Source organism: Paenibacillus lignilyticus (assembly GCF_017942085.1).
GTDB lineage: Bacteria > Bacillota > Bacilli > Paenibacillales > Paenibacillaceae > Paenibacillus_Z > Paenibacillus_Z lignilyticus.
This window is the reverse complement of record NZ_JAGKSP010000007.1, coordinates 1-19,441: the sequence shown is the minus strand read 5'-3', so window position 1 is coordinate 19,441 and position 19,441 is coordinate 1. Positions and strand designations below refer to the sequence as shown.

Below are 19,441 nucleotides of genomic sequence, written 5' to 3'. Positions count from 1 at the left end.
AGCCCCGGCTTACTGGGACTGCATTCTAACATTCAAATTATTGGATTGCGCCATACTTCGGCCACAATCAAAAAACTCGTGACAAACCATCAAATGTTCCGTCAAACTAAGGGAATCGTTATCGCTGCTGAGCGCATCCAGCTTATTGACCAACGCAATGACCTCATCAAACATGGTGGCTCGGCCTATATAGGTAACGGAAAGCTCAACTAAGAAATATCCATTGCCGTTTCCTTCGGTCTTATTCAAGATCAAAGTGGCATCCGGCGTTGAATCGTCTTCGTCTTCATACGAATAAATATGGATTTTCCACGTCTTCGAGCTGCCCGAGCCATCGCGGAGATAACCTTTATCACACTTGTCCTTGCCTAGTTCAAACCAACCCTTTTTCATTACATCCCTTCCTCTCTTCTAACATCCAGGTATTATATCAAGAAAAGGGCTTAAGCAATGCTGTGAAAAGTCATGAACTCCAACTGGCAAGAGCCCTCCCATCGGAACGCCGCGCATGAACACTTTCATGCTTACCTGCCAAAAGTCACGCCCTTTCCTTATAAAAGATGACGTACCGCATAGATCGCTGCCTGCGTCCGATCGCGCAGCCCCAGCTTCGCGATTAAATTGGATACATGATTCTTCACGGTACCTTCCGAAAGATGCAGCAACCCGGCAATTTCTCTGTTATTAAGACCTTTGCCCAGTAACGCGATCACATCTTTCTCTCTCTCGGTCAACTGACTCAGCTCATGCGGCTCCGATTTACTTAGCGGATGCGCCGGATCAGGGCTCATATCCGACACTTTCTTTAATTCCTTGAGCAGCATAGCCGTAATATCGTGTTGAAGCACCGTTCCGCCGTTGTATACCGATTGGATCGCAGAGATGATAGCCTCCGACGGCATGTCCTTCAACAAGTAGCCATGAACGCCTTTCTCCAGAACCTGCAAAATGAGTTCCGCGTCATCGAACGTCGTCAGAATCAACACCTTCGTCTCCGGAAAGTGCTTGAGAATCAGTTCCGATCCTTCCACGCCATCCATGCCCGGCATACGAATATCCATCAACACAACGTCAGGCTGCTTTTCCACCGCTTGGGCAAAAGCATCCCTGCCATCCTCGGCCGTCCCGATCACTTCCATCCCCGGCTCCAAACCAATGATGGTCGCAAGCCCCTCTCTCATCAGGCGCTGGTCGTCGACAATGAGGATTTTCAACTTCGTTGCTCCGTTTCTGTTTTGGAATAAGGAATCGTTACTTCTACAGCAAAGTCGTTGCCCGGATCCATCCTAAAACGGACTTCTCCGTTCCATTCCATCACTCGTTCTTGCAGGTTCATTAACCCAAACCCCGGCTTGAGTTCAACAGGCCGCTCTCCGTTATTACGTATCGTCAATGAAAATCCGGTTTCGGCATAGGTCAACACAATGACGGCATTCGTCGCGTGGCCATGCTTCTGAGCGTTGGTAAGGGATTCTTGAATGATCCGATAAACGGTTAATTGAAGATCTCCCGGAAGAGGCGCAGCCGGCGTCCCCTTAACCTCCAAGACCGTGTGAACCTTGGCGAATTTAGTGAATTCTTCCGCTAGGCTGGTTAGCTTTTCATTGAAGGAAGTCAAACTATGAGGTTCATCTCTGATCACCCTTACGGATAGACGCACCTCTTGCAAAGCAGATCGGATTAACCCCTCGCATTCCAGGTAGGCTTGCTCACTGCGTGCGGCATCAAGCTTGCTGAGCTTATGAGCCGCTTGAATTTGAACCAGCGATGCCGTCAGCTTATGACCGACCGCATCATGGATTTCCCGAGTAATTCTTACTCTCTCCCTGGCGGCCGCCCATTCCTCTGTTTGGAGGGCATATTCCTTCAACTGCTCATGGGACTGCTTCAGTTGATCATACAGCTGCATCGTATCCGCGCTTGCTCTTTTATAGAAATGAATCATAAAGCTCACAATACACGCAAACACGATAAACGAAGAGGATATAAAATAACCCGATACATTCAGATGCTGATACAACGTCCAATCTATGGTGCACATGGCAGCCAAGTAGAGAAACAGCAGCAGCACGCCGGATGCGATGAGCAGCCGGGTATTCTTCACGAACATGAATATGGCTAGAGCCGTAATGCCGTTAAACAGATGGTTGGGGATTTTGCCCCCGATGTAGATATAGCCGTACGAAGCAGATACCAAGAAATCGATGACCAAAAGGTATAATAGCCAATGCTTTTTCAAACTGGAATAGAAGAGATTGACGAATAAAAAAACCAGTACAGAAAACACAATAAAGCTTAGCTTCCAAAAGACCGTGATGGAGTTCTCAAAATAAAACATCCCGGTCAGGACGAGATCGTAAACGAGCTTCAGCCCGAAAAGCCATCTTAATGAAACAGATTTCATCCACAAGCGGTTTGTTACTTTCAGCATCCTCTGTTACTCCCTATCCACACTCCATGTCTTATCCGAAAGCTTGAAAATTAGTCTTAACCATAACGCGACGTCCTATTTATACAGGGTAAAAATAAAAGGAGCTGCCTCGCGGCAAGCTCCTTTACTTCCATATATAGCTTCGTTTATCGCAACGACCGTAGTCCTGTGCGGATTTCTTCCGTCATGTATTCCGGCTGCTCCCAAGCAGCGAAGTGTCCGCCCTTAGGAAGTCTGTTGTAGTGAATCAGATTCGGGTAAGCCTTCTCTGTCCAGCTCTTCGGCGCTTCGAAGAGCTCATCCGGAAATACGCTTACGGCAACCGGAAGTTTGACGCCTTGAACGGCGAAGAAGGACGTCTTGTTCTCCCAGTAAATACGAGCCGCGGAAATCGCGGAGTTCGTCAGCCAGAAGAGGGTGATGTTGTCGAGAACATCGTCGCGCGTTAAACCTTCTTGAATGCCGGCAAACGTTCTTGTGATGAGGGCAAGGCTCTTCCAGTCGTGATCCAGCATGAACGCTGCCAAACCGATAGGCGAATCCACCAGACCGGTCAAAGTCTGCGGGCGCGTTCCCATAATGAAGGCGTAATAGAATTTATTCTCGCGAACTTGCTCGCATGCTTTCTTCTCTTCATCGGACAGACCTTCCGGCAGCGGGTTGCCGGACCAGATCGCCGCATCAACATCAGCCGGAATTACCTTCGCCATATTGGTGTGAATGCCGAGCAATCCCTTAGGCTCTTGAACGCCCATAGCATCCACGACAATTGCACCCCAGTCGCCGCCCTGTGCAGCATATTTCTCGTAGCCAAGACGCGTCATCAGTTCACCATAAGCGCGCGCGATGCGTTCCGTATCCCAGCCGGTCGTCGTCGGCTTACCCGAGAACCCGTATCCGGGCATCGATGGAATGACGACATGGAAAGCATCCGATGCGCTTCCGCCATGCTCCGTGGGATTGGTCAGCGGTTCGATCAGCTTCATCTGTTCGATGATCGAACCCGGCCATCCATGCGCAATGAGAATCGGCATTGCGTTCTCATGCTTCGAGCGAACGTGGATGAAGTGAATATCCAGACCGTCGATTTCCGTAAGGAAATGAGGCACGGCGTTGATTTTCGCTTCGATTTTGCGCCAGTCGTATTCGTTTGCCCAATAACGAGCAAGCTCTTGCATCGTTTCAAGCTGCGTGCCTTGCGATTGATCGGAAACCGTTTCTTTCTCCGGCCATCTTGTTGCGTTGATGCGATTGCGCAATTCAGTTAGTTCCGCTTCCGGAATGTTCACGTGAAATGGACGAATGCTTTGTGGATTAGTCATTTGATAATCTCCTTTTGATTTGAGTTTGTGGGTGGCCGAGCAAACTAGCGCAGTGACTTGATGTAAATTAGCTTGTGATAACTACGCGCAGCCCAGCTACGCAGGCTTGAATCTCAGGAGAGTAATGTTCTTGAGGGAACGAAATATCAACTGCATGAAACTGTCATCAAGCGTTTGAGCGAATTTGTATAGCAAAACATTCACACTCGGTTTACACGATTTCCACACCACAATGTAACCATCTAAATAAACTTAATTGGTTACATGAAGTACTATATCATGTGCCGGGAGTGAATGCAAGTAACTATCTATATAAATTTTAAAGGTTACATATTTGATGTTCAGCGTGATCGATGATCATGTGCTCATTCCATAGTCCGAGCGTCATGCTGTCCACTAATGTCCGCGTTTCTTCGTATTCGGTATACGTTCTCGTGACGCGCGAAGACAGTGACGTGGATATCTCCTGCTGCGCGCAGCCAAGCGGTTCCGCAAGCTCTGCGATCGTAATGCGCTCCGCTCCTTGCCGTCCGATCAACGTCACCAGCGTACCTTCCGGGCAAGGCCGCGGAAGCTTGATCATCAGCTGGTCCATGCAGATCTTGCCGACGATCTTGGCACGCCGTCCTTCAACCAGCACATCCGTACCTTGCATCCGCTGATTCCAGCCATCCGCATACCCGATCGGCACAGTTCCGATCCACTCGTCTTCCTCGGCTTGGTACGAATTGTCGTAGCCGAGATAGTCGCCTTTGGCCAGCCGCTTCACCTGAATCAATCGGCTATGCAGGCTTAGTGCCGGCTCAAGCTTCACGGAGCGCACAAGCTTCTCCGGATAGAAGCCGTACATGGCCGCCCCGATCCGCACCATATCCATCGCCAGCTGCGGAAACCGCAATGCCGCGGCGCTGCCCGCGCAATGATAATGACGGATGGCTAAGCCGGACGAGCGCCCCCATTCCTTCATTTCCAGGAAGCGCGCGGCTTGCTGCTCCAGAAAGCCGGTGTCCGCTTGCCCTGCCGTCGCGAAATGCGTGTAGAAGCCGTCCACCTCGACATCCTCCGCGCGAAGCCATGGAACAAGCTCATCCCATTCTTGTTGCGTTCGAATTCCGATCCGCCCAAGGCCCGTGTCCATTTTCACATGAATACGAAGCTTTCCCGAAGCGGCATACGGAATCAGCTTCCGCAGCTCCGCAAACCATTTGGCGCTCGTTACGGTTAACGTTAAATCATGCTCGAGCGCCATTTGCACCAACTCCGGTTTAATAGGAGTCAATATGAGCAGCGGCAGTTTGATGCCGCTGGCGCGCAAATGCAGTGCTTCCTCAAGGTAGGCGACGGCCAGATAATCCACCCCTGCCGATTCCGCCGCCGCAGCTGACTCAAGGTCGCCATGTCCGTAGCCGTTCGCCTTCACGACGGCCATCAGCTTGACGGAAGGATGTAAGGTGCGGCGAATGGTCTGCATATTCTCGCGAATGCGGCTCAAACTAATTTCAGCCCATGTGTCTCTTAACATCCCTTCCACCTCGCTTATTTCGAATATCGAATCGTTTGTTTGTTCTCATGACGGTCCATTGCGTGGTCGATCAATTTCTCGACCAGCTGCGCATATGTCGTTCCGTCGGTGCGTTCCCACATCACCGGATACATGCTGAAATTCGTGAATCCGGGCAAAGCATTAATCTCGTTCAAGAACAAATCGCCTTCTCTGTCCAGGAAGAAGTCGACACGGGCAAGTCCCTCGCAGCCGTGAGCTTGGTAGGCTCGGATCGCCAGCTCGCGGATTCGCTCGGTCAAGCCGTTCGGCAGCTCAGCGGGAATGGACATGCGGAGCTGCTTATCGAAGTACTTGGATTCGTAATCGAAGAACCTATGGTCATGGATAAATTCCCCGGGCAGCGATGCAAGCGGCCTTTCATTGCCGATGACCGCCACTTGAATCTCTCTGCCGGACACCTCGCGTTCGAACACGAGCTTCTTATCATAAGAGAACGCCTCGAGAATGCCGGCCAGCAGCTCTTTTCGGTTTAAGCATCTGCTAATGCCGATACTCGATCCGAGAGAAGCCGGCTTCACATAGCAGGGATAACCAATGCTCTCCTCGACGCCGGAGAGGATCGCCTTTTCATCCCTTTTCCACTCCTCGTAGCGGCAAACGACGTATTCCGTTTGGTGGATGTCGGCTTGGGCCAATACTTGTTTCGACATCGCCTTGTCCAGCGTAAGGGCAGCCGACAGCACGCCGTTCCCCACGTAGGGGATGTTCAGCAGCTCCATCAACCCTTGCACCGTGCCGTCCTCCCCGTTCGGGCCATGCAGAAGCGGCATGACGACTTTAGGTCCGGGCAGCGCAAGCACGCCCGTCAATATTTCGCCGATTGTACGGGCTGCGTCTGTAGACGAGGGCCGCGCGATCAACTGCTCAACCGTTAAACCTTCCTTGGAAAGACGTCCGGGCGAGCACCATAAGCCATCGCGCGTAATGTAAATCGGATATACCTCAAAGCGGCTTTCATCTATGGAAAGAAGTACGGTAACTGCCGTTTTCAATGACACGTCATGCTCGACGGATTTACCGCCGTATAGTAGGTACAGCTTTGTTTTCATGTGTAATGCCTCCTAAGTTTCTTGTCCGTTGCTCTATCTCTAAGATAACGCCGCGGGCCGGGGAGGTTTATAACACGCCATAAAGGATTCCTTAAATATTTCTTATTTGTAGTCAAGCCCATTAGGATTGCTCCAGCACAAAGCGACTTGGCCTGTGCTTCCGTTTCCGTTGGTTCTCCACAGCCCATACCGTAACGGCGGACATCCCGACCGACACCAGGCACACGGCGGCAAAATGGAGCAAACTGTTCGCGATAAACAGCCGTTCCAGATGCGTTGCCTCAGCACCGCCGCGAACGAGCACGATCGCAATAGGATGCAGAATGTAGACCCATACTCGCCACTCTCGGAATGTTTTGCTCGACCGGACCTTCCACTGCATCGCCCAATGGAACAAGAAATACGTCGCGGGCAGCGCAAAAATATACATGCTGTCATGCCTCGGAATATCGAAGGCGTGCAGTATCGAGCCTTCGAGAACCATCATGCCGAGCGAACAGGCAAATAAAGTCGCATTGGCCATCGGCGATCTGGCCGGAGACGGATGCTTGGCCGCCCAAGCGCCGAGCGCCAAGAAGATCGGAGCATAGAAGAACCCGTTGCGCGTGTAATCGAACACGGTGAACATGCCCGCGTACACTCGAGTGATTCCGCTGCCGCTTGGCAGAATGCCATAATAGCTATCCCCCAGCAGTCCCACGACGTACAAGCCGCCCGCGACAGCCAGCATAGCGTTCATGGACTTCATCCGATCGATCACGTAAGTAATCAACAACCCCAGCATTAATGCCGGCAAATACCACAGGTGATAGAACGTGCCATCAAACACAATGTCCTTGAACAGCGAATAAACGGTGAAGGAATCCGAAAAATAACCCTTATACACATTCAGCGGAATGTACAGCACGATCGCGATCAGATATAGCTTCCCGGTTCTCCGCATGTAACCGTACAGCGTTTTACGGTCCTTCGCCGGATCCCCGGTTAGTTTGCGATAAAATAAATACCCCGCTGTCATGAAAAAGACCGGAACGGCGATGCGCGTAAGCAAATTGCTTAGAACAAAATCAGCCGTGGCGCTGTAGGACAGAAACGGACCTGTATGATTGGCAACGACCATAAGAGCGACAATAAATTTTATCCAATCGAGTCCGCCGAAATTCGGTTTAGACATAAGCTTGGCTTCCTTTAACCCGGAATGCCGTCACGATAAATCCATCGCAGTTATTTCCCGAAACCGCATAACGCTCGCAAGGTATAAGGGGAATGGTCGTCGTCGACCCCTCACTTGCCGCCGGTACATAATAAATCTCGACGTAAGCACGCTCATCCTCGAATACAAGATGATCCTCCTCGTACGGGTGGCTTCGAAGCTGATCGATGTATTCCTCCAGGCACCAATCGTTGCGATCCATGATCGCGGCGTGGGGATAACCGACATAACGGAAATGCCACGGCTCGCAAGAAATATGCGTAATGGCTTCTTTTCCTTCCTTGTATCGTTGGACGAACCCATACCCCGCAGCCAGCTGCTTGAAGGTCAAATAGACATCGCTATCGGGAAACGCCGGCGCGATGAAATCCACGTCTATGTTCCGCTTGCCAACGTCTATGGCCAGTCCCGACTGATGCTCGCTCTTATTGGGCAACGCAACATAACATGCCGTATATGCAGCGCCGTTCTCGGCCAGCGAGGATTCATAAATCTGCTCCTGCTCCATACGGGTTCGATATCCGCTGACCGCGATAATATCGTTTATCCCTTCACAAGCCTCAAGCAAATCAGCCAAATGCCGCAAGCAAGTCCGATCCAGCAGCATATTCTCGCTCAGCGTATGGATCGCCGGAAACGAACTAAGCGGCAGCAATCGGTCTGTAGAAACTTCCTGCCGGATGGGGTGCTCGCGGTTAATTAAGACCAGATGCCCTTGGTGAATCTCGGAATAAGCTGCTTGCACGACATTAGCTTTCGAATGACCGTCTATATAGTGTTCGGCTTGGTATACCTGTTGTTCCATCTCGCACGAACCTCCTCGTTATCGTGAAATGCTCTTGCCCTTTTACGATAACGCCCCGAGCCGGAGAGGTTCATAAAACGCCTTAAAAGAAACCTTAAGTTTTTCTTATTTGTGGATTCATGCGGTAGGTTGCGGAGACGATATCTGATAAGCTAATGCTACAAATGCGGTATTTCAACTCAATTCAAACGGAGAGATTCTATGAACCCGATTCAAATTCTGATCGCGGACGATGACCTGGAAATCGCCAAGCTGATCAAAATTTTCTTAACCAACGAAGGCTACCAAGTGTTAACTGCAAACAACGGTCGCGAAGCGCTGGACGTGATGGCCAAGGAGTCGGTCCAACTGATCGTTCTCGACGTCATGATGCCGGAGATGGATGGCCTGGAGGTTGTTCGCACGGTGCGTGCGGAGTACGACGGCATTCCGATCCTGATGCTGAGCGCCAAAGCGGAGGACATGGACAAGATCATGGGACTGACGACGGGGGCCGACGATTACATGGTCAAGCCGTTCAATGCTCTGGAGCTTCTGGCCAGAGTTAAGTCGCTGCTGCGCAGGTCCATGCTTTTGAATACGCAGGCGCAGCCGGCTCAAGACCAGGATGAGATTCAGATCCAATCTCTGAAAATCAACAAGAAATTGCATGCCGTTACCGTTGAGGAACGAAATGTGAATTTGACGTCCACGGAGTTTGATATTTTGTATTTGCTGGCCAGCCATCCCAGGCAGGTGTTCAGTGCGGAGGCGATTTTCGAAGCGGTATGGAAGGACAAGTTCATGGAGTCCAACAACACCGTGATGGTTCATATAAGCAAGCTTCGCGATAAATTGGAGAGCGAGCTGGGCGGCGTTAAGCTTATCCAGACCGTGTGGGGAGTTGGGTATAAAATTGATCCATAAAAGTCCATGGGTGAGCCTTCGTTTCAAAATGTTGTATTTGTTCGCCTTAAGCGCGTTGGCGTCCAGCATGACGGTCGTTTTTCTTGGCTTGTTTGCGTTAGCCGTGTATCGCACCGATTTCCCGTTCCTCGCCAATATCGTGGACCTCGTGAACGACAAGCTCGGTGTTGCCGTCTCCTTTACTTTAGCAGGCCTATTGTTTACGATTGTCTATTTCTTCGTCTTCAGCCGATCGACCATTCGCTACCTGATGGAAATTTCGCAAGGCATCGAACGGATCGCCGGCGGCAATTTCGATTTCCGACTTCCGATTCGCGGAGAAGACGAGCTCGGAGCTTTGGCCGACAATATCAATCGCATGACGGCGCAGCTGAAGCTGTCCATCGAGGAAGAACGGCGCGCCGAGCGGACGAAGGTCGAGCTGGTCACGAATGTTTCCCACGATTTGCGCACGCCGCTGACGTCCATCGTCGGGTATTTGGGCCTGATCAATGATGACCGATATCAGGATGAAGTCGAGCTGCGGCAATACGTTCAAATCGCGCACCTGAAATCGATGCACTTGAAATCGATGATCGATGATCTGTTCGAATATACGCGGACAAGCGGCGGCATGAAGCTTCGGCCCTCTCCGATCAATCTCGTTGAATTGATCGGACAATTGGCTGGCCAATTTCGTTTGCAATTCGAACAGGCGGAGATGGAGTGTCGTCTGGTTCTTCCCGATCATCCCCTTATCATCAATGCGGACGGGGACAAGCTGGTCCGGGTATTCGAGAACCTAATCGTCAACGCAATCCAATATGGAAAAAGCGGCCGGCGCATCGATATCACGACACGAATCGATAACAGCCATGCCGTCGTCGAAATCGCTAACTATGGGGAGCCATTGCCATCATCCATCATTCCCTTGCTGTTCGAGCGGTTCTATCGCGGCGAGCACTCCCGTTCGCGGAATACGGGCGGCTCAGGGCTTGGCCTTGCCATCGCCAAAAACATCGTCGAGCTGCATCACGGTACGATCTCCGCGGCAAGCGACGATGGGCGAACTTCCTTCGAAGTGAAGCTCCCGCTGGCGAAATGACAAAAGCGGGGCAGATACGCATATCTGCCCCGCTTCTTTATGCCCGGTCATGATGAACGGTTTTCCCATCATAGAACATCCGCTCCAAAGGTGCTGCTTGCTCCTTGGCCGACAACGAATCGGCAGGTAATTTATAAATGGCGGTTTTACTGCCTAAACTGGAAATATACCGTTCCAAATGAACCCGCCCCAGAGGTCGATCATAATAACCGGGCACATATTTATCCAGCATGACCTGCATCGCTTCCATTGCCTCGTTGATATCCGTAACAGGAAGCAACGCTCCCTCGATGATGACACTCATATAGGCGGTATCCGTATCGGCCGGTACCGGGCTCGTGATGGTCCCGTAATTCTCACAGACAGTGAAACAAGCCTGCGGGTTCTGGGCGATATAAGTGATTTTCCTACCTTCTTCTGCCCCATGAAAATAGATGGCGTTATTCACCCAAACATAATTAAGCGGGATAACATAGGGGACATCGCCTGCGGATAATCCGAGAAAGCCAGTCCGAGCTTGCTCGAGAAAGGATTGGATTTGATTCGTATCCGTGCAGCTGCGGTTCTGATTACGCATGGGGTACATCGTATATTCACCTTTTCTTTTTCTTTTACTTTGTACATGGCATAGGATAACTATGAGTAGCGGATCGAATAGAAGGTTACATTAATTGTAACTATCTAGTTATAAAATAGCAGTTACGGAACACACTTTAACATGAACGGCTATGCCCGTCAAGTAACTAGCTAAGGAATGCCTTGGGTGTTACAATAAAGAAAATTCCACAGGAAGCAAGAGGGGCGTGCGCGATGTTTTTATTATGGGAGGATTTTCTGAGAAGCGACTATCGCGACTGGAGAGGCAGCGGTCATACCGAGGAACTGTTGGATAAGCCGGACTGGTTGGAACAGTGGCTGACCGTTCACAGCCTTCCTTATCCGGGGGCTCCGACCGCGAAAGAAGTTAACGAGTTGAAACAGCTGCGGGAGCATATCCTCCATATCGTTCAGAAGCTGACCGTGAGCGAAGCGGTGGATCCCATAAATCTTGAAGGGTTGAACCGTGCATTATCGAGCGGACCCATGATTCTCCACATCGCGGAATCGAACTCCGATTTCCGCCTGGATACCACTCCGTTACAAACAGGCTGGTCCCGCATCGGAGCGGAGGTCGCCGCTTCTTTCGGCCGCTTGCTCACCGATTGCGAACCCTCCCGTTTGCGTATCTGCGATAATCCGGATTGCCGGGCGGTTTACTACGACGAAACGCGAAACCGCTCCAAACGGTTCTGCGATGAGCGAGCTTGCGGCAACCTGATGAAAGTCCGTCGGTTCCGCGCACGCCAAAAAGCCGCCGAATCCGGCGGCCCTTCGAATCCCGATTCCCCGGAGATAACCGTATAGGTTATTTGGGGGCTGACAGTGACATTGGGTCGCTGAGAGTTCCAGTTTCGAACTCTCAGCTTCCGAAAAGGGCTCACCAAGCCCTCTCCCGGCAAATCGATTTACTTCCACAGCTCTTGGCGTTTGTTGTAATTATCCGTAATAATCGCTTCCACGTTCTCGTCGCCTGCTGCTTTCATCTCTGCAAGCATGCTGTCGAAACCGGCATTTGCCTCTTGCTCGCTCTTCGCGATAATGATCTTCGTAATCGATTGCTTCATAATATCTTGAACCTTCTGGTAGCTGAGCGATTCCGGCGTTCCGCCCCCTGGTCCGAGATTATCGTACGGTGACGTATCCCATACCGTGTCGGATAGATTCTTGAACGCCATCAGGTCGATTTCGCCCCGATTGTTGTCGCCGATGTGATAAGGGGTACCGTCGCTGCCCAGTCCGTTCTTGACGAACCACGTCCATTTCTGAAGACCGGTCTTCTTCTGTTCAGCGGCCCAGTCTTCCTTCAAGCCTTGAAGAACTTCCGGCTTCGGCGTATGTTTGCCGTCTTTCATATCCCAAGTTTGGCCTTCGATCCCCCACATGAGGAGATATTGCCCTTCTTCGCTGGCCAGGAAATTAATGAATTTCATCGTTTCTTCCGGATGCTTGTTGTTCTTGGAGATGGCAATCGCATCCCAGCCGAGCGGGCTGCGCGGACCGAACGTCGTCGCGCTTGGATCAACTCCCGGTGCAACCACTTTATAGGAGAACAGCTGTTTATCCACGCCGCCGGATTTCAGCAAAGCGTTGTTCGCGTTACCCGGATCCCAATAGGCCGAAGCCGTTGAGAAAACAAAGCCATTGGATAGCTTCTGTTCCCATGTTTGCGTTTTATTGACCGCCCATTCCGGATCGATCAGCTCTTCGCGGTACAATTTGTTCATGTATAGAATCATTTCACGGTATTTCGGGTCCTTAACGTCGAACTTCAGGCTGCCTCCGTCTTCGTAGTAGGCTTTCATCCCCCACATCCCTTTGAATGTGCCAAGGACTGCGCCCATATTCTCCGCGTTTAACGTGAGCGGAATCGAAGCTTTCCCGTCAATGTTCGGATATTTCGCTTTGAAGTCCTTCAGCAATTGCTCGAATTCATCCGTCGTGAACGCCTGGCCGCCTTCCGCTTTGTCCGGCGCGAGCTCCTTCAGCAAATCCTTGCGCATCTGAATGCCGAATACGGGACTGTTATCCATGCCATACCAGTTGGACAAATAGTAGTTTTTGCCGTCCGTATAACGCGTCTTTTGCAAGACTTCGCCGTATTGCGACTTCACGTCAGGGCCGAAGTTCTCGATCAGATCATCCAGTGGAATGATAGCGCCGGCTGCAATATATTTGTTCACGATATCGCTGCCGCGGTCCATCAGAATGATATCCGGCAAGTCGCCGCTGGCAAGCATCAGATTCAGCTTCTCCGACGGATTGCCGCTTGGCTGCTGAATTTCAACGGAGACGCCCGTACGTTTGGTAACTTCCAGCGCTACCGGGTTCGTGAAGGCATCGCCCGTATTTTTATCGAAAAAGGTAAGCGTGATCGGCTCTGCCGGTTTACTATTCGTTTCCGCCGCATTGTCCGCATTGGCGGAATCCGTAGAATTGGCCGTAGTCGCGGTATCGTTTTGATTATTCGTTGCGGTGTTGTTATTCTTGCTGCTGCAGCCGATAAGCAACGTTGCAAAGATCGTGATTGTGAGCATGACTGTGAATATACGTTTCTTCTTCATAGCTTGTAGCGCCCCCCGTATACAATGATAGATGATTGCTGGCTTTTTCCAAAGACATTCCGTGGTAATTCGATCGTTTGCTGCCCGTGCGCCAAATTAGCCGCCCCTGCCCCCGCTCACGCTCCTTTCAGCACCCGCAAATAAAATCAGCTCTTGACTGCGCCCAGTGTCATGCCTTTCACGAAATACCGCTGCAGGAACGGATAAACCAGCACAATCGGAAGTGTTGCGACCATCGTCGCTGCCATACGGATCGTATCCGACGATACCGCAAGCCTCTTCGAGGAATCGGCCAGCTGCTGGGCTTCGGACACCATACTGCCTGTTTGGTACTGATTAAGTATCTTAACTAGCACCGCCTGAAGGGTTTTCAAGCTGGGCTTATAGGTGAACACATACGAATCGAACCAAGCGTTCCAATGACCGATGGCCGTGAACAGAGCGATCGTCGCCAGCACCGGTGTCGTCAATGGCAGAATGATGCGGATGAACACTTGCAAATCGTTAGCCCCGTCGATCTTAGCCGACTCCGTCAGCTCCTGCGGAAGCTGCTCGATATACGTCCGCACAAGAATCATGTAGAACACGTTCATCAGCCCCGGGAAAATAAACACCCAGAACGAGTCGATCAAATGTACGTTTTTCAGCACCATATAGTAGGGGATCAATCCGCCGCCGAAATACATCGTGAAGATGAAATAGAGCGTAATCGGCTTTCTCAGCACCAAATCGCGATTGCTCAGCGGATAGGACAGCAAGCTGATGACCAGAATCGTAAGCGGCGTCCCGATCACCGTCCGTGCTACGGTTACCCACACGGCGTGAATGATTTGACCATCGGTCAGAATCTCTTTGTAGCTCGTAAATGAAAGCTCTCTCGGCCAGAAGTAGATACCGCCTTTAATGGTATCCGAAGCGCTGTTGACCGATAGCACCAGCACGTTCCAGAACGGATAGAACGTTGCGAATACGACTGCCAGTAGAAAGGCATACACCGCGCCGGAGTAAAGCATGTCTCCCATTGCCCTGCTTTTCATGCTCTCTTTCCTCCCCAGACCCTGTTAGAAAAGCGATTGATCATTAACTTTCTTCGCCAGCCTATTCACCAGCAGCACCAAGATAAAAGCGACCACCGACTTGAACAATCCTACAGCCGCGCCATAGGAGAACATCCCATTTTGCAAGCCGTACCTGTACGTATAGGTGTCGATAACATCGGAATACTTCAAGACCAGGTTGTTTTGCAGCAAGTACTGCTGGTCGAACCCGGCATTCAGAATACCCCCGACTGCCAGAATGAGCAGGATGACAATCGTCGGACGAAGCGCGGGCAGCGTCACATACAGCATCTGCTTCATACGGGAAGCGCCGTCTACCTTGGCCGCCTCGAACAGCTCCGGATTAATGGAAGCGATGGCCGCAAGGTACATGATCGCGTTGAAGCCCATGTCCTTCCACATGTTGGAGGAAGCGATAATCCACCAGAAATAATGCCCGTTCTGGAAGAATCCGACCGGCTTGTCGGTGATGTGCAGCAGCATCAGCACTTTATTCACAAGCCCCTGCGACGACAACAGCGTGACGATGATGTTCGCTGCAATAACCCAGGAGATGAAATGCGGCAAATACGAAATCGTCTGCACAATCCGTTTGAACGCCCCGCTGCTGATTTCATTGATCGCGATGGCCAGAATGATCGGTGCCGGGAATCCGAACAGCAGACTCAATGAGCTTTGGGCCAATGTGTTGCGCATGATCAGCCAGAAGTCGCCGTTGTCGAAGAAGTATTGAAACCACCGCAGACCGACAAACTCGCTGTGAAAAAACGAGCCGAAAAACGAGCCGCCGGGCTGATAATTGATGAACGCCATATAGAGTCCAAACATCGGGGTATATGAAAACAGCAGCGTACAAAGGAATGCGGGCATGATCATGAGCCATAAATACTTCTGCTGGCGCAAACGCTTCCACTTACCGTTATTCTTTCCGAGCAGCGGCGCACGCTGCAACGGTTGTTCGATATGCGCTTTCAATTACGCTCTCCCCCTGCCTTATCGTCTTGAATACCCTCATTATAGGGGAGCTTTCCGCAGGCATTCCATGCAAACATCCGCGAATTCATACCCCAAAACACCTGATTTCATGCCATGCCATTGTTGAAATACCGTAGGGCGACTACAATAAAACAAGTAACGATCATCCCGCTCTCACATAGGAAGGACGTGGCTCGCCTATGCATTCGATACTGCTCGTAGACGATGAAAAGATAGAATTGGAAACGCTTACTAGCTATGTGCCTTGGGAATCGATGGGGATTCAGGTTGTAGGGACTGCCCGAAACGGCCGAGAAGCGCTGGAGTTAACCCAGCAGCTGGACCCCGATATTATCCTGACCGATGTTCGCATGCCGATCATGGATGGATTGGAGTTCGTGAAACGGGCGAAGCAGATTCGAAAACGGGTCAAAATCGTATTCCTGAGCGGTCACGATGAGTTTCAATACATTAAAGCCGCACTCGCCGTCGAAGCATCGGGCTATCTGCTCAAGCCCATCGACATGGAAGAGCTGCGGCATCTCATGGAGAAGGTCAAACAGAAGTGCGAGGAAGCCAAACTAACCGAGCGCTCGGAGGAGATGGCCAAAGAAAAACTGCTGCGGAATCTTCTCATGGAGGAAACACCGGATCGGCGCGTCGAACTGGTGCAGAAGCTGCTGCAGCTGGACTCCATTACCTCGCCGCCCTTTCGCGGTCCTTACAAAACCGCCTGCTTGGTGATCGACCGTCCAAGACGCAATGACGGATCTGCCCCGGATACGAGAATGCCGGACCCCCTTGAGCGAAGCATTGGCGAAGCGGTGCACAAGCGTCTCCTCGCACTCGGCTATATTGGGGAGCTGATCGATTGGGAATACCGCACATTCGCCGGCGTATTCCCGGACTCCCTTTTTGACGGCGAACGGGAGATCTGGCAGCAGTTGCAGAAGCTGATCGAAGCGGATTTTCCCGTTTCGCTTACCATTGGCTTGTCCCGGACAAGCGACAAATTGGAGGATGCCTATACCCTCTTCAAGGAGGCACGCAGCGCTGCGGAGCAGGCCTTTTATTTCGGTAACGGGGCATTGTTATCCGCCGAAGACGTTCATCAGCCGTCTACGGAAGAGGTGGAGGTTGAAGAGCACCGTGCCGCGCTTTGCCGCACCATCGTGCATCAGCGCTCGGAGGAAACGGAGCAAGAGGTCAATCTGTTCATTCATAAGCTGCGAGAGAAACACGTGCACCCTCACCTCGCCCGCTCCGCAGCCGTTCGTCTCATTACGGCCGTGGAGCAGCATTTCAGCGGTGCGATTAATGAGCTGCAAATCGGCCCGTTCAGCAGCGAATGGGAGATTATGAGCCGTTGCCAGACCCTTGACGATATCGGGGAGCATGTCCTGCATGTCTGCCACAGCTTGATCATGGCCATCTCCGAGAAGGATAAAGACCGCCATCAGCATATTGCCCGGCACATTCAAGAGATTATTGACCGTTCCTATCACAAGCCGCTAACCGTGGAGGATATCGCGAAGGAAGTCTACTTATCGCCGAATTACATCCGCACCATCTATAAAGAGAAGACCGGACGCACCATTCTGGAGGTCATTACGGAGACACGAATGGAACGGGCAACCGCGCTGCTCGCCGACAAATCGCTCAAAATTCATGAAATCGCAGGCTTGGTCGGCTATGAGAACGTCTCTTATTTTTGTTCCATTTTCCATAAGACGACAGGCATGACTCCCAACCACTATCGCAAACAAATTTACTGATTCGGAGGGAAGCTTCGTGCCCGGCCTCATTTATCGCCTTCTCATAAGACCTTTTCTCAACATGCATTTACGCAACAAGCTGTTCGTTGTCTTCGGTCTTGTTTCCGTAGTCCCGCTCATCTTCTTCGCCGTCTATTCCTATGAAACGATGAAGAGCGAGCTGACTCGGCAGATGTATTCCAACATGCTCTCCACGACCGATCAGATTGGCTCCAATCTGAAGATGAAGCTCGACTCCTATTCCAAAGTGTCCTCCTCCCTGTACCTGGACAGCCGGCTTCGCGACTTCCTGACCATGGACTATTCAGACAATAACCAATACGTCGATGCTTATGAATATATCAACAGCTCGTTCCGTAATTTGCTGGTCACCAACACGGATCTGAGCAGCGTGACCGTCTATACGACAAATCTGACGCTGCCGACCGATCAGGTGTTTATTAAACGCGCAGAGAATGACTTGATGCGTTACCCTTGGTATAGCTTGGCGAGTAAGTCCTACGGCAGCGTGACGTTCACCGTCATGCCGGCGACTAATCCAACGAGCGAACAAGTGACGCAGGGCCTTGAGGAGCGCAAACCGTCCCGCATCGTACTCGCCCGCCTGCTGGACAATAACAGCCTGAACTACCCCTACGGCATCCTGACCATGGATATTCCGGAAGTCGACATTTACGCTCTGATGGCCAAAGAAAACAACAACAAAGAGCTGTTCATCGTTTCCGAGGATGGGGCGATTATTTCCGGCAAGGACAAGAGCAAGATTAACCATAATCTGAAGGAGTTCGTGCGGGGGGATTGGGGAAACAGCAAAGCCGGCAGCTTTATCGGCATGTACAAAGGCGAGCGTGTTTTTGTCGTATTCAACTCCATCGACAATGGATGGAAAACCGTTTCCATCGTGTCTTATAACAGCCTGCTGATGAACGTAAAGATCGCGTTCTCTCGCCTGTTTACGATCGCCATCGCCAGCTTAATTCTATCCATCATCCTCATCTATATAACGGCAAGATGGTTCACGATTCGCATCGAGAAGCTACTGCAGCTCACGCGCCGGATCGAGTCGGAGGACTTCGATGTGCAGGCCGTGTCGACCTGGCATGATGAGGTCGGGCTGTTATCCTTCGCCATGATGAAGATGGCCAGACGCATGAAGGAACTCATTAACGAGGTGTACAAGAAGGAGATTGCGAAGAAGGAAGCGGAGATGAGCATGCTGCAGGCGCAAATCAATCCGCATTTCCTCTATAACACGCTGGCCTCCATCTCGTCATTGGCGATGCGCAGCGGCGACAACCGCATCCAGGACATGGTAACCCATCTCGCGAAGTTTTACCGCATTTCACTCAACAAAGGGAAAACCATTGTCGGCTTCGCCGAAGAGCTGCGACTGACGAAGTCCTACATCGCCATCCAGCAGCTGCGCTTCGAAGGCCTTCTTCATATCCACTATGACATTGAAGAAGCCGCGCTGCCTTATCCGGTTATCAAGCTGATGCTGCAGCCTTTTATCGAGAATGCGATCAATCACGGGATCTGGGACGATGAAGCCGGCATTAACGTGATTATTAAGGCGTGCATACAGGAAGACACCCTTGTGCTCCATGTCATCGACGACGGCATGGGCATGCGGCCGGAGAAGCTCGAACGGATACTCGGCGAAGAGGATGGCGACGGGGCTTCCGGCTACGGCATCCGCAACGTCGATCGCCGCATCAAGCTGACGTTCGGAGACAGCTACGGCGTTCATATCTATAGCCGGCTGGGCATTGGCACCGCGGTTCAAATTCTAATCCCTTGCAGGGGAGCTCTATAAGAAAAATGGAGGCCGAGAGTCGCAAAATGCGACTCTCAACGTCGAAAACGCCGCAAAAAGAGGCTGAGAGTCGCGAAACCCGACTCTCAGCTTCAAGAAACCCAAGACCCCGCTCACGCCGATGGCCGAGAGTCGCAAAATGCGACTCTCAGCGGCGAAAACGCCGCAAAAAGAGGCTGAGAGTCGCGAAACCCGACTCTCAGCTTCAAGAAACCCAAGACCCCGCTCACGCCGATGGCCGAGAGTCGCAAAATGCGACTCTCAGCGGCGAAAACGCCGCAA

Annotated in this window: 17 protein-coding genes; 5 read left to right on the top strand and 12 right to left on the bottom strand. The window is 51.5% G+C overall.

Features of this window, described 5'->3' with window-relative positions:
* Nucleotides 1-9 precede the first annotated feature (9 nt).
* From I8J30_RS17830 to I8J30_RS17795, 8 genes are all read right to left on the bottom strand, one after another.
* Nucleotides 10-393, bottom strand: coding sequence for a hypothetical protein (locus tag I8J30_RS17830; RefSeq protein WP_210660179.1), 384 nt, complete (start codon nucleotides 391-393; stop codon nucleotides 10-12).
* 158 nt (nucleotides 394-551) lie between these two features.
* Nucleotides 552-1,214, bottom strand: a complete 663-nt coding sequence (locus I8J30_RS17825) for a response regulator (protein WP_210660176.1) — start codon at nucleotides 1,212-1,214, stop codon at nucleotides 552-554.
* Nucleotides 1,211-2,431, bottom strand: coding sequence for a sensor histidine kinase (locus I8J30_RS17820; RefSeq protein ID WP_210660174.1), 1,221 nt, complete (start codon nucleotides 2,429-2,431; stop codon nucleotides 1,211-1,213). The genes I8J30_RS17825 and I8J30_RS17820 overlap by 4 nt, the downstream gene beginning before the upstream one ends.
* Nucleotides 2,432-2,577: 146 nt before the next feature.
* Entirely contained in the window at nucleotides 2,578-3,753 is a 1,176-nt protein-coding gene (locus I8J30_RS17815) for an epoxide hydrolase family protein (protein ID WP_210660171.1), read from the bottom strand.
* 319 nt (nucleotides 3,754-4,072) lie between these two features.
* Nucleotides 4,073-5,275, bottom strand: coding sequence for an alanine racemase (alr, locus tag I8J30_RS17810; protein ID WP_210660169.1), 1,203 nt, complete (start codon nucleotides 5,273-5,275; stop codon nucleotides 4,073-4,075).
* Between the two features lie 14 nt (nucleotides 5,276-5,289).
* Nucleotides 5,290-6,366, bottom strand: coding sequence for a D-alanine--D-alanine ligase family protein (locus I8J30_RS17805; protein ID WP_210660167.1), 1,077 nt, complete (start codon nucleotides 6,364-6,366; stop codon nucleotides 5,290-5,292).
* Nucleotides 6,367-6,487: 121 nt separating this feature from the next.
* Nucleotides 6,488-7,540: an acyltransferase gene (locus I8J30_RS17800; RefSeq protein ID WP_210660165.1), complete on the bottom strand. Its 1,053-nt coding sequence runs from the start codon at nucleotides 7,538-7,540 to the stop codon at nucleotides 6,488-6,490.
* Nucleotides 7,533-8,384, bottom strand: a complete 852-nt coding sequence (locus I8J30_RS17795) for a D-alanyl-D-alanine carboxypeptidase family protein (RefSeq protein WP_210660162.1) — start codon at nucleotides 8,382-8,384, stop codon at nucleotides 7,533-7,535. Before I8J30_RS17795 ends, I8J30_RS17800 begins: the two co-directional genes overlap by 8 nt.
* Nucleotides 8,385-8,585: 201 nt before the next feature.
* Between I8J30_RS17795 and I8J30_RS17790 the strand changes: the two genes are divergently transcribed.
* Both I8J30_RS17790 and I8J30_RS17785 read left to right on the top strand, forming a co-directional pair.
* Entirely contained in the window at nucleotides 8,586-9,290 is a 705-nt protein-coding gene (locus I8J30_RS17790; RefSeq protein WP_210660160.1) for a response regulator transcription factor, read from the top strand.
* Complete coding sequence (locus I8J30_RS17785; protein WP_240548165.1) at nucleotides 9,280-10,374, top strand: sensor histidine kinase; 1,095 nt, start codon at nucleotides 9,280-9,282, stop codon at nucleotides 10,372-10,374. The genes I8J30_RS17790 and I8J30_RS17785 overlap by 11 nt, the downstream gene beginning before the upstream one ends.
* A 37-nt stretch (nucleotides 10,375-10,411) precedes the next feature.
* Here I8J30_RS17785 and I8J30_RS17780 read toward each other — a convergent pair whose 3' ends face one another.
* Nucleotides 10,412-10,960, bottom strand: coding sequence for a pyridoxamine 5'-phosphate oxidase family protein (locus I8J30_RS17780; RefSeq protein WP_210660151.1), 549 nt, complete (start codon nucleotides 10,958-10,960; stop codon nucleotides 10,412-10,414).
* A 224-nt stretch (nucleotides 10,961-11,184) separates the two neighbouring features.
* On the opposite strand from I8J30_RS17780, the gene I8J30_RS17775 reads away from it, so the two are divergent.
* Nucleotides 11,185-11,778 carry a CGNR zinc finger domain-containing protein gene (locus tag I8J30_RS17775; RefSeq protein ID WP_210660149.1) on the top strand — a complete coding sequence of 198 codons (594 nt, stop codon included), beginning with the start codon at nucleotides 11,185-11,187 and terminating at the stop codon, nucleotides 11,776-11,778.
* 101 nt (nucleotides 11,779-11,879) lie between these two features.
* Here I8J30_RS17775 and I8J30_RS17770 read toward each other — a convergent pair whose 3' ends face one another.
* From I8J30_RS17770 to I8J30_RS17760, 3 genes are all read right to left on the bottom strand, one after another.
* The gene (locus I8J30_RS17770; RefSeq protein ID WP_240548164.1) at nucleotides 11,880-13,535 is read right to left on the bottom strand and encodes an extracellular solute-binding protein; all 1,656 of its coding nucleotides are present in this window, start codon (nucleotides 13,533-13,535) and stop codon (nucleotides 11,880-11,882) included.
* 146 nt (nucleotides 13,536-13,681) lie between these two features.
* Entirely contained in the window at nucleotides 13,682-14,572 is an 891-nt protein-coding gene (locus I8J30_RS17765; RefSeq protein ID WP_210660147.1) for a carbohydrate ABC transporter permease, read from the bottom strand.
* A 24-nt stretch (nucleotides 14,573-14,596) separates the two neighbouring features.
* On the bottom strand, nucleotides 14,597-15,568 hold the full coding sequence (locus I8J30_RS17760) for an ABC transporter permease (RefSeq protein WP_420831234.1): 972 nt from the start codon (nucleotides 15,566-15,568) through the stop codon (nucleotides 14,597-14,599).
* A gap of 200 nt (nucleotides 15,569-15,768) precedes the next feature.
* Between I8J30_RS17760 and I8J30_RS17755 the strand changes: the two genes are divergently transcribed.
* Nucleotides 15,769-17,343, top strand: a complete 1,575-nt coding sequence (locus tag I8J30_RS17755; RefSeq protein ID WP_210660145.1) for a response regulator — start codon at nucleotides 15,769-15,771, stop codon at nucleotides 17,341-17,343.
* A gap of 16 nt (nucleotides 17,344-17,359) precedes the next feature.
* Nucleotides 17,360-19,159 carry a cache domain-containing sensor histidine kinase gene (locus I8J30_RS17750; protein WP_210660143.1) on the top strand — a complete coding sequence of 600 codons (1,800 nt, stop codon included), beginning with the start codon at nucleotides 17,360-17,362 and terminating at the stop codon, nucleotides 19,157-19,159.
* The last annotated feature ends 282 nt before the right edge of the window (nucleotides 19,160-19,441 follow it).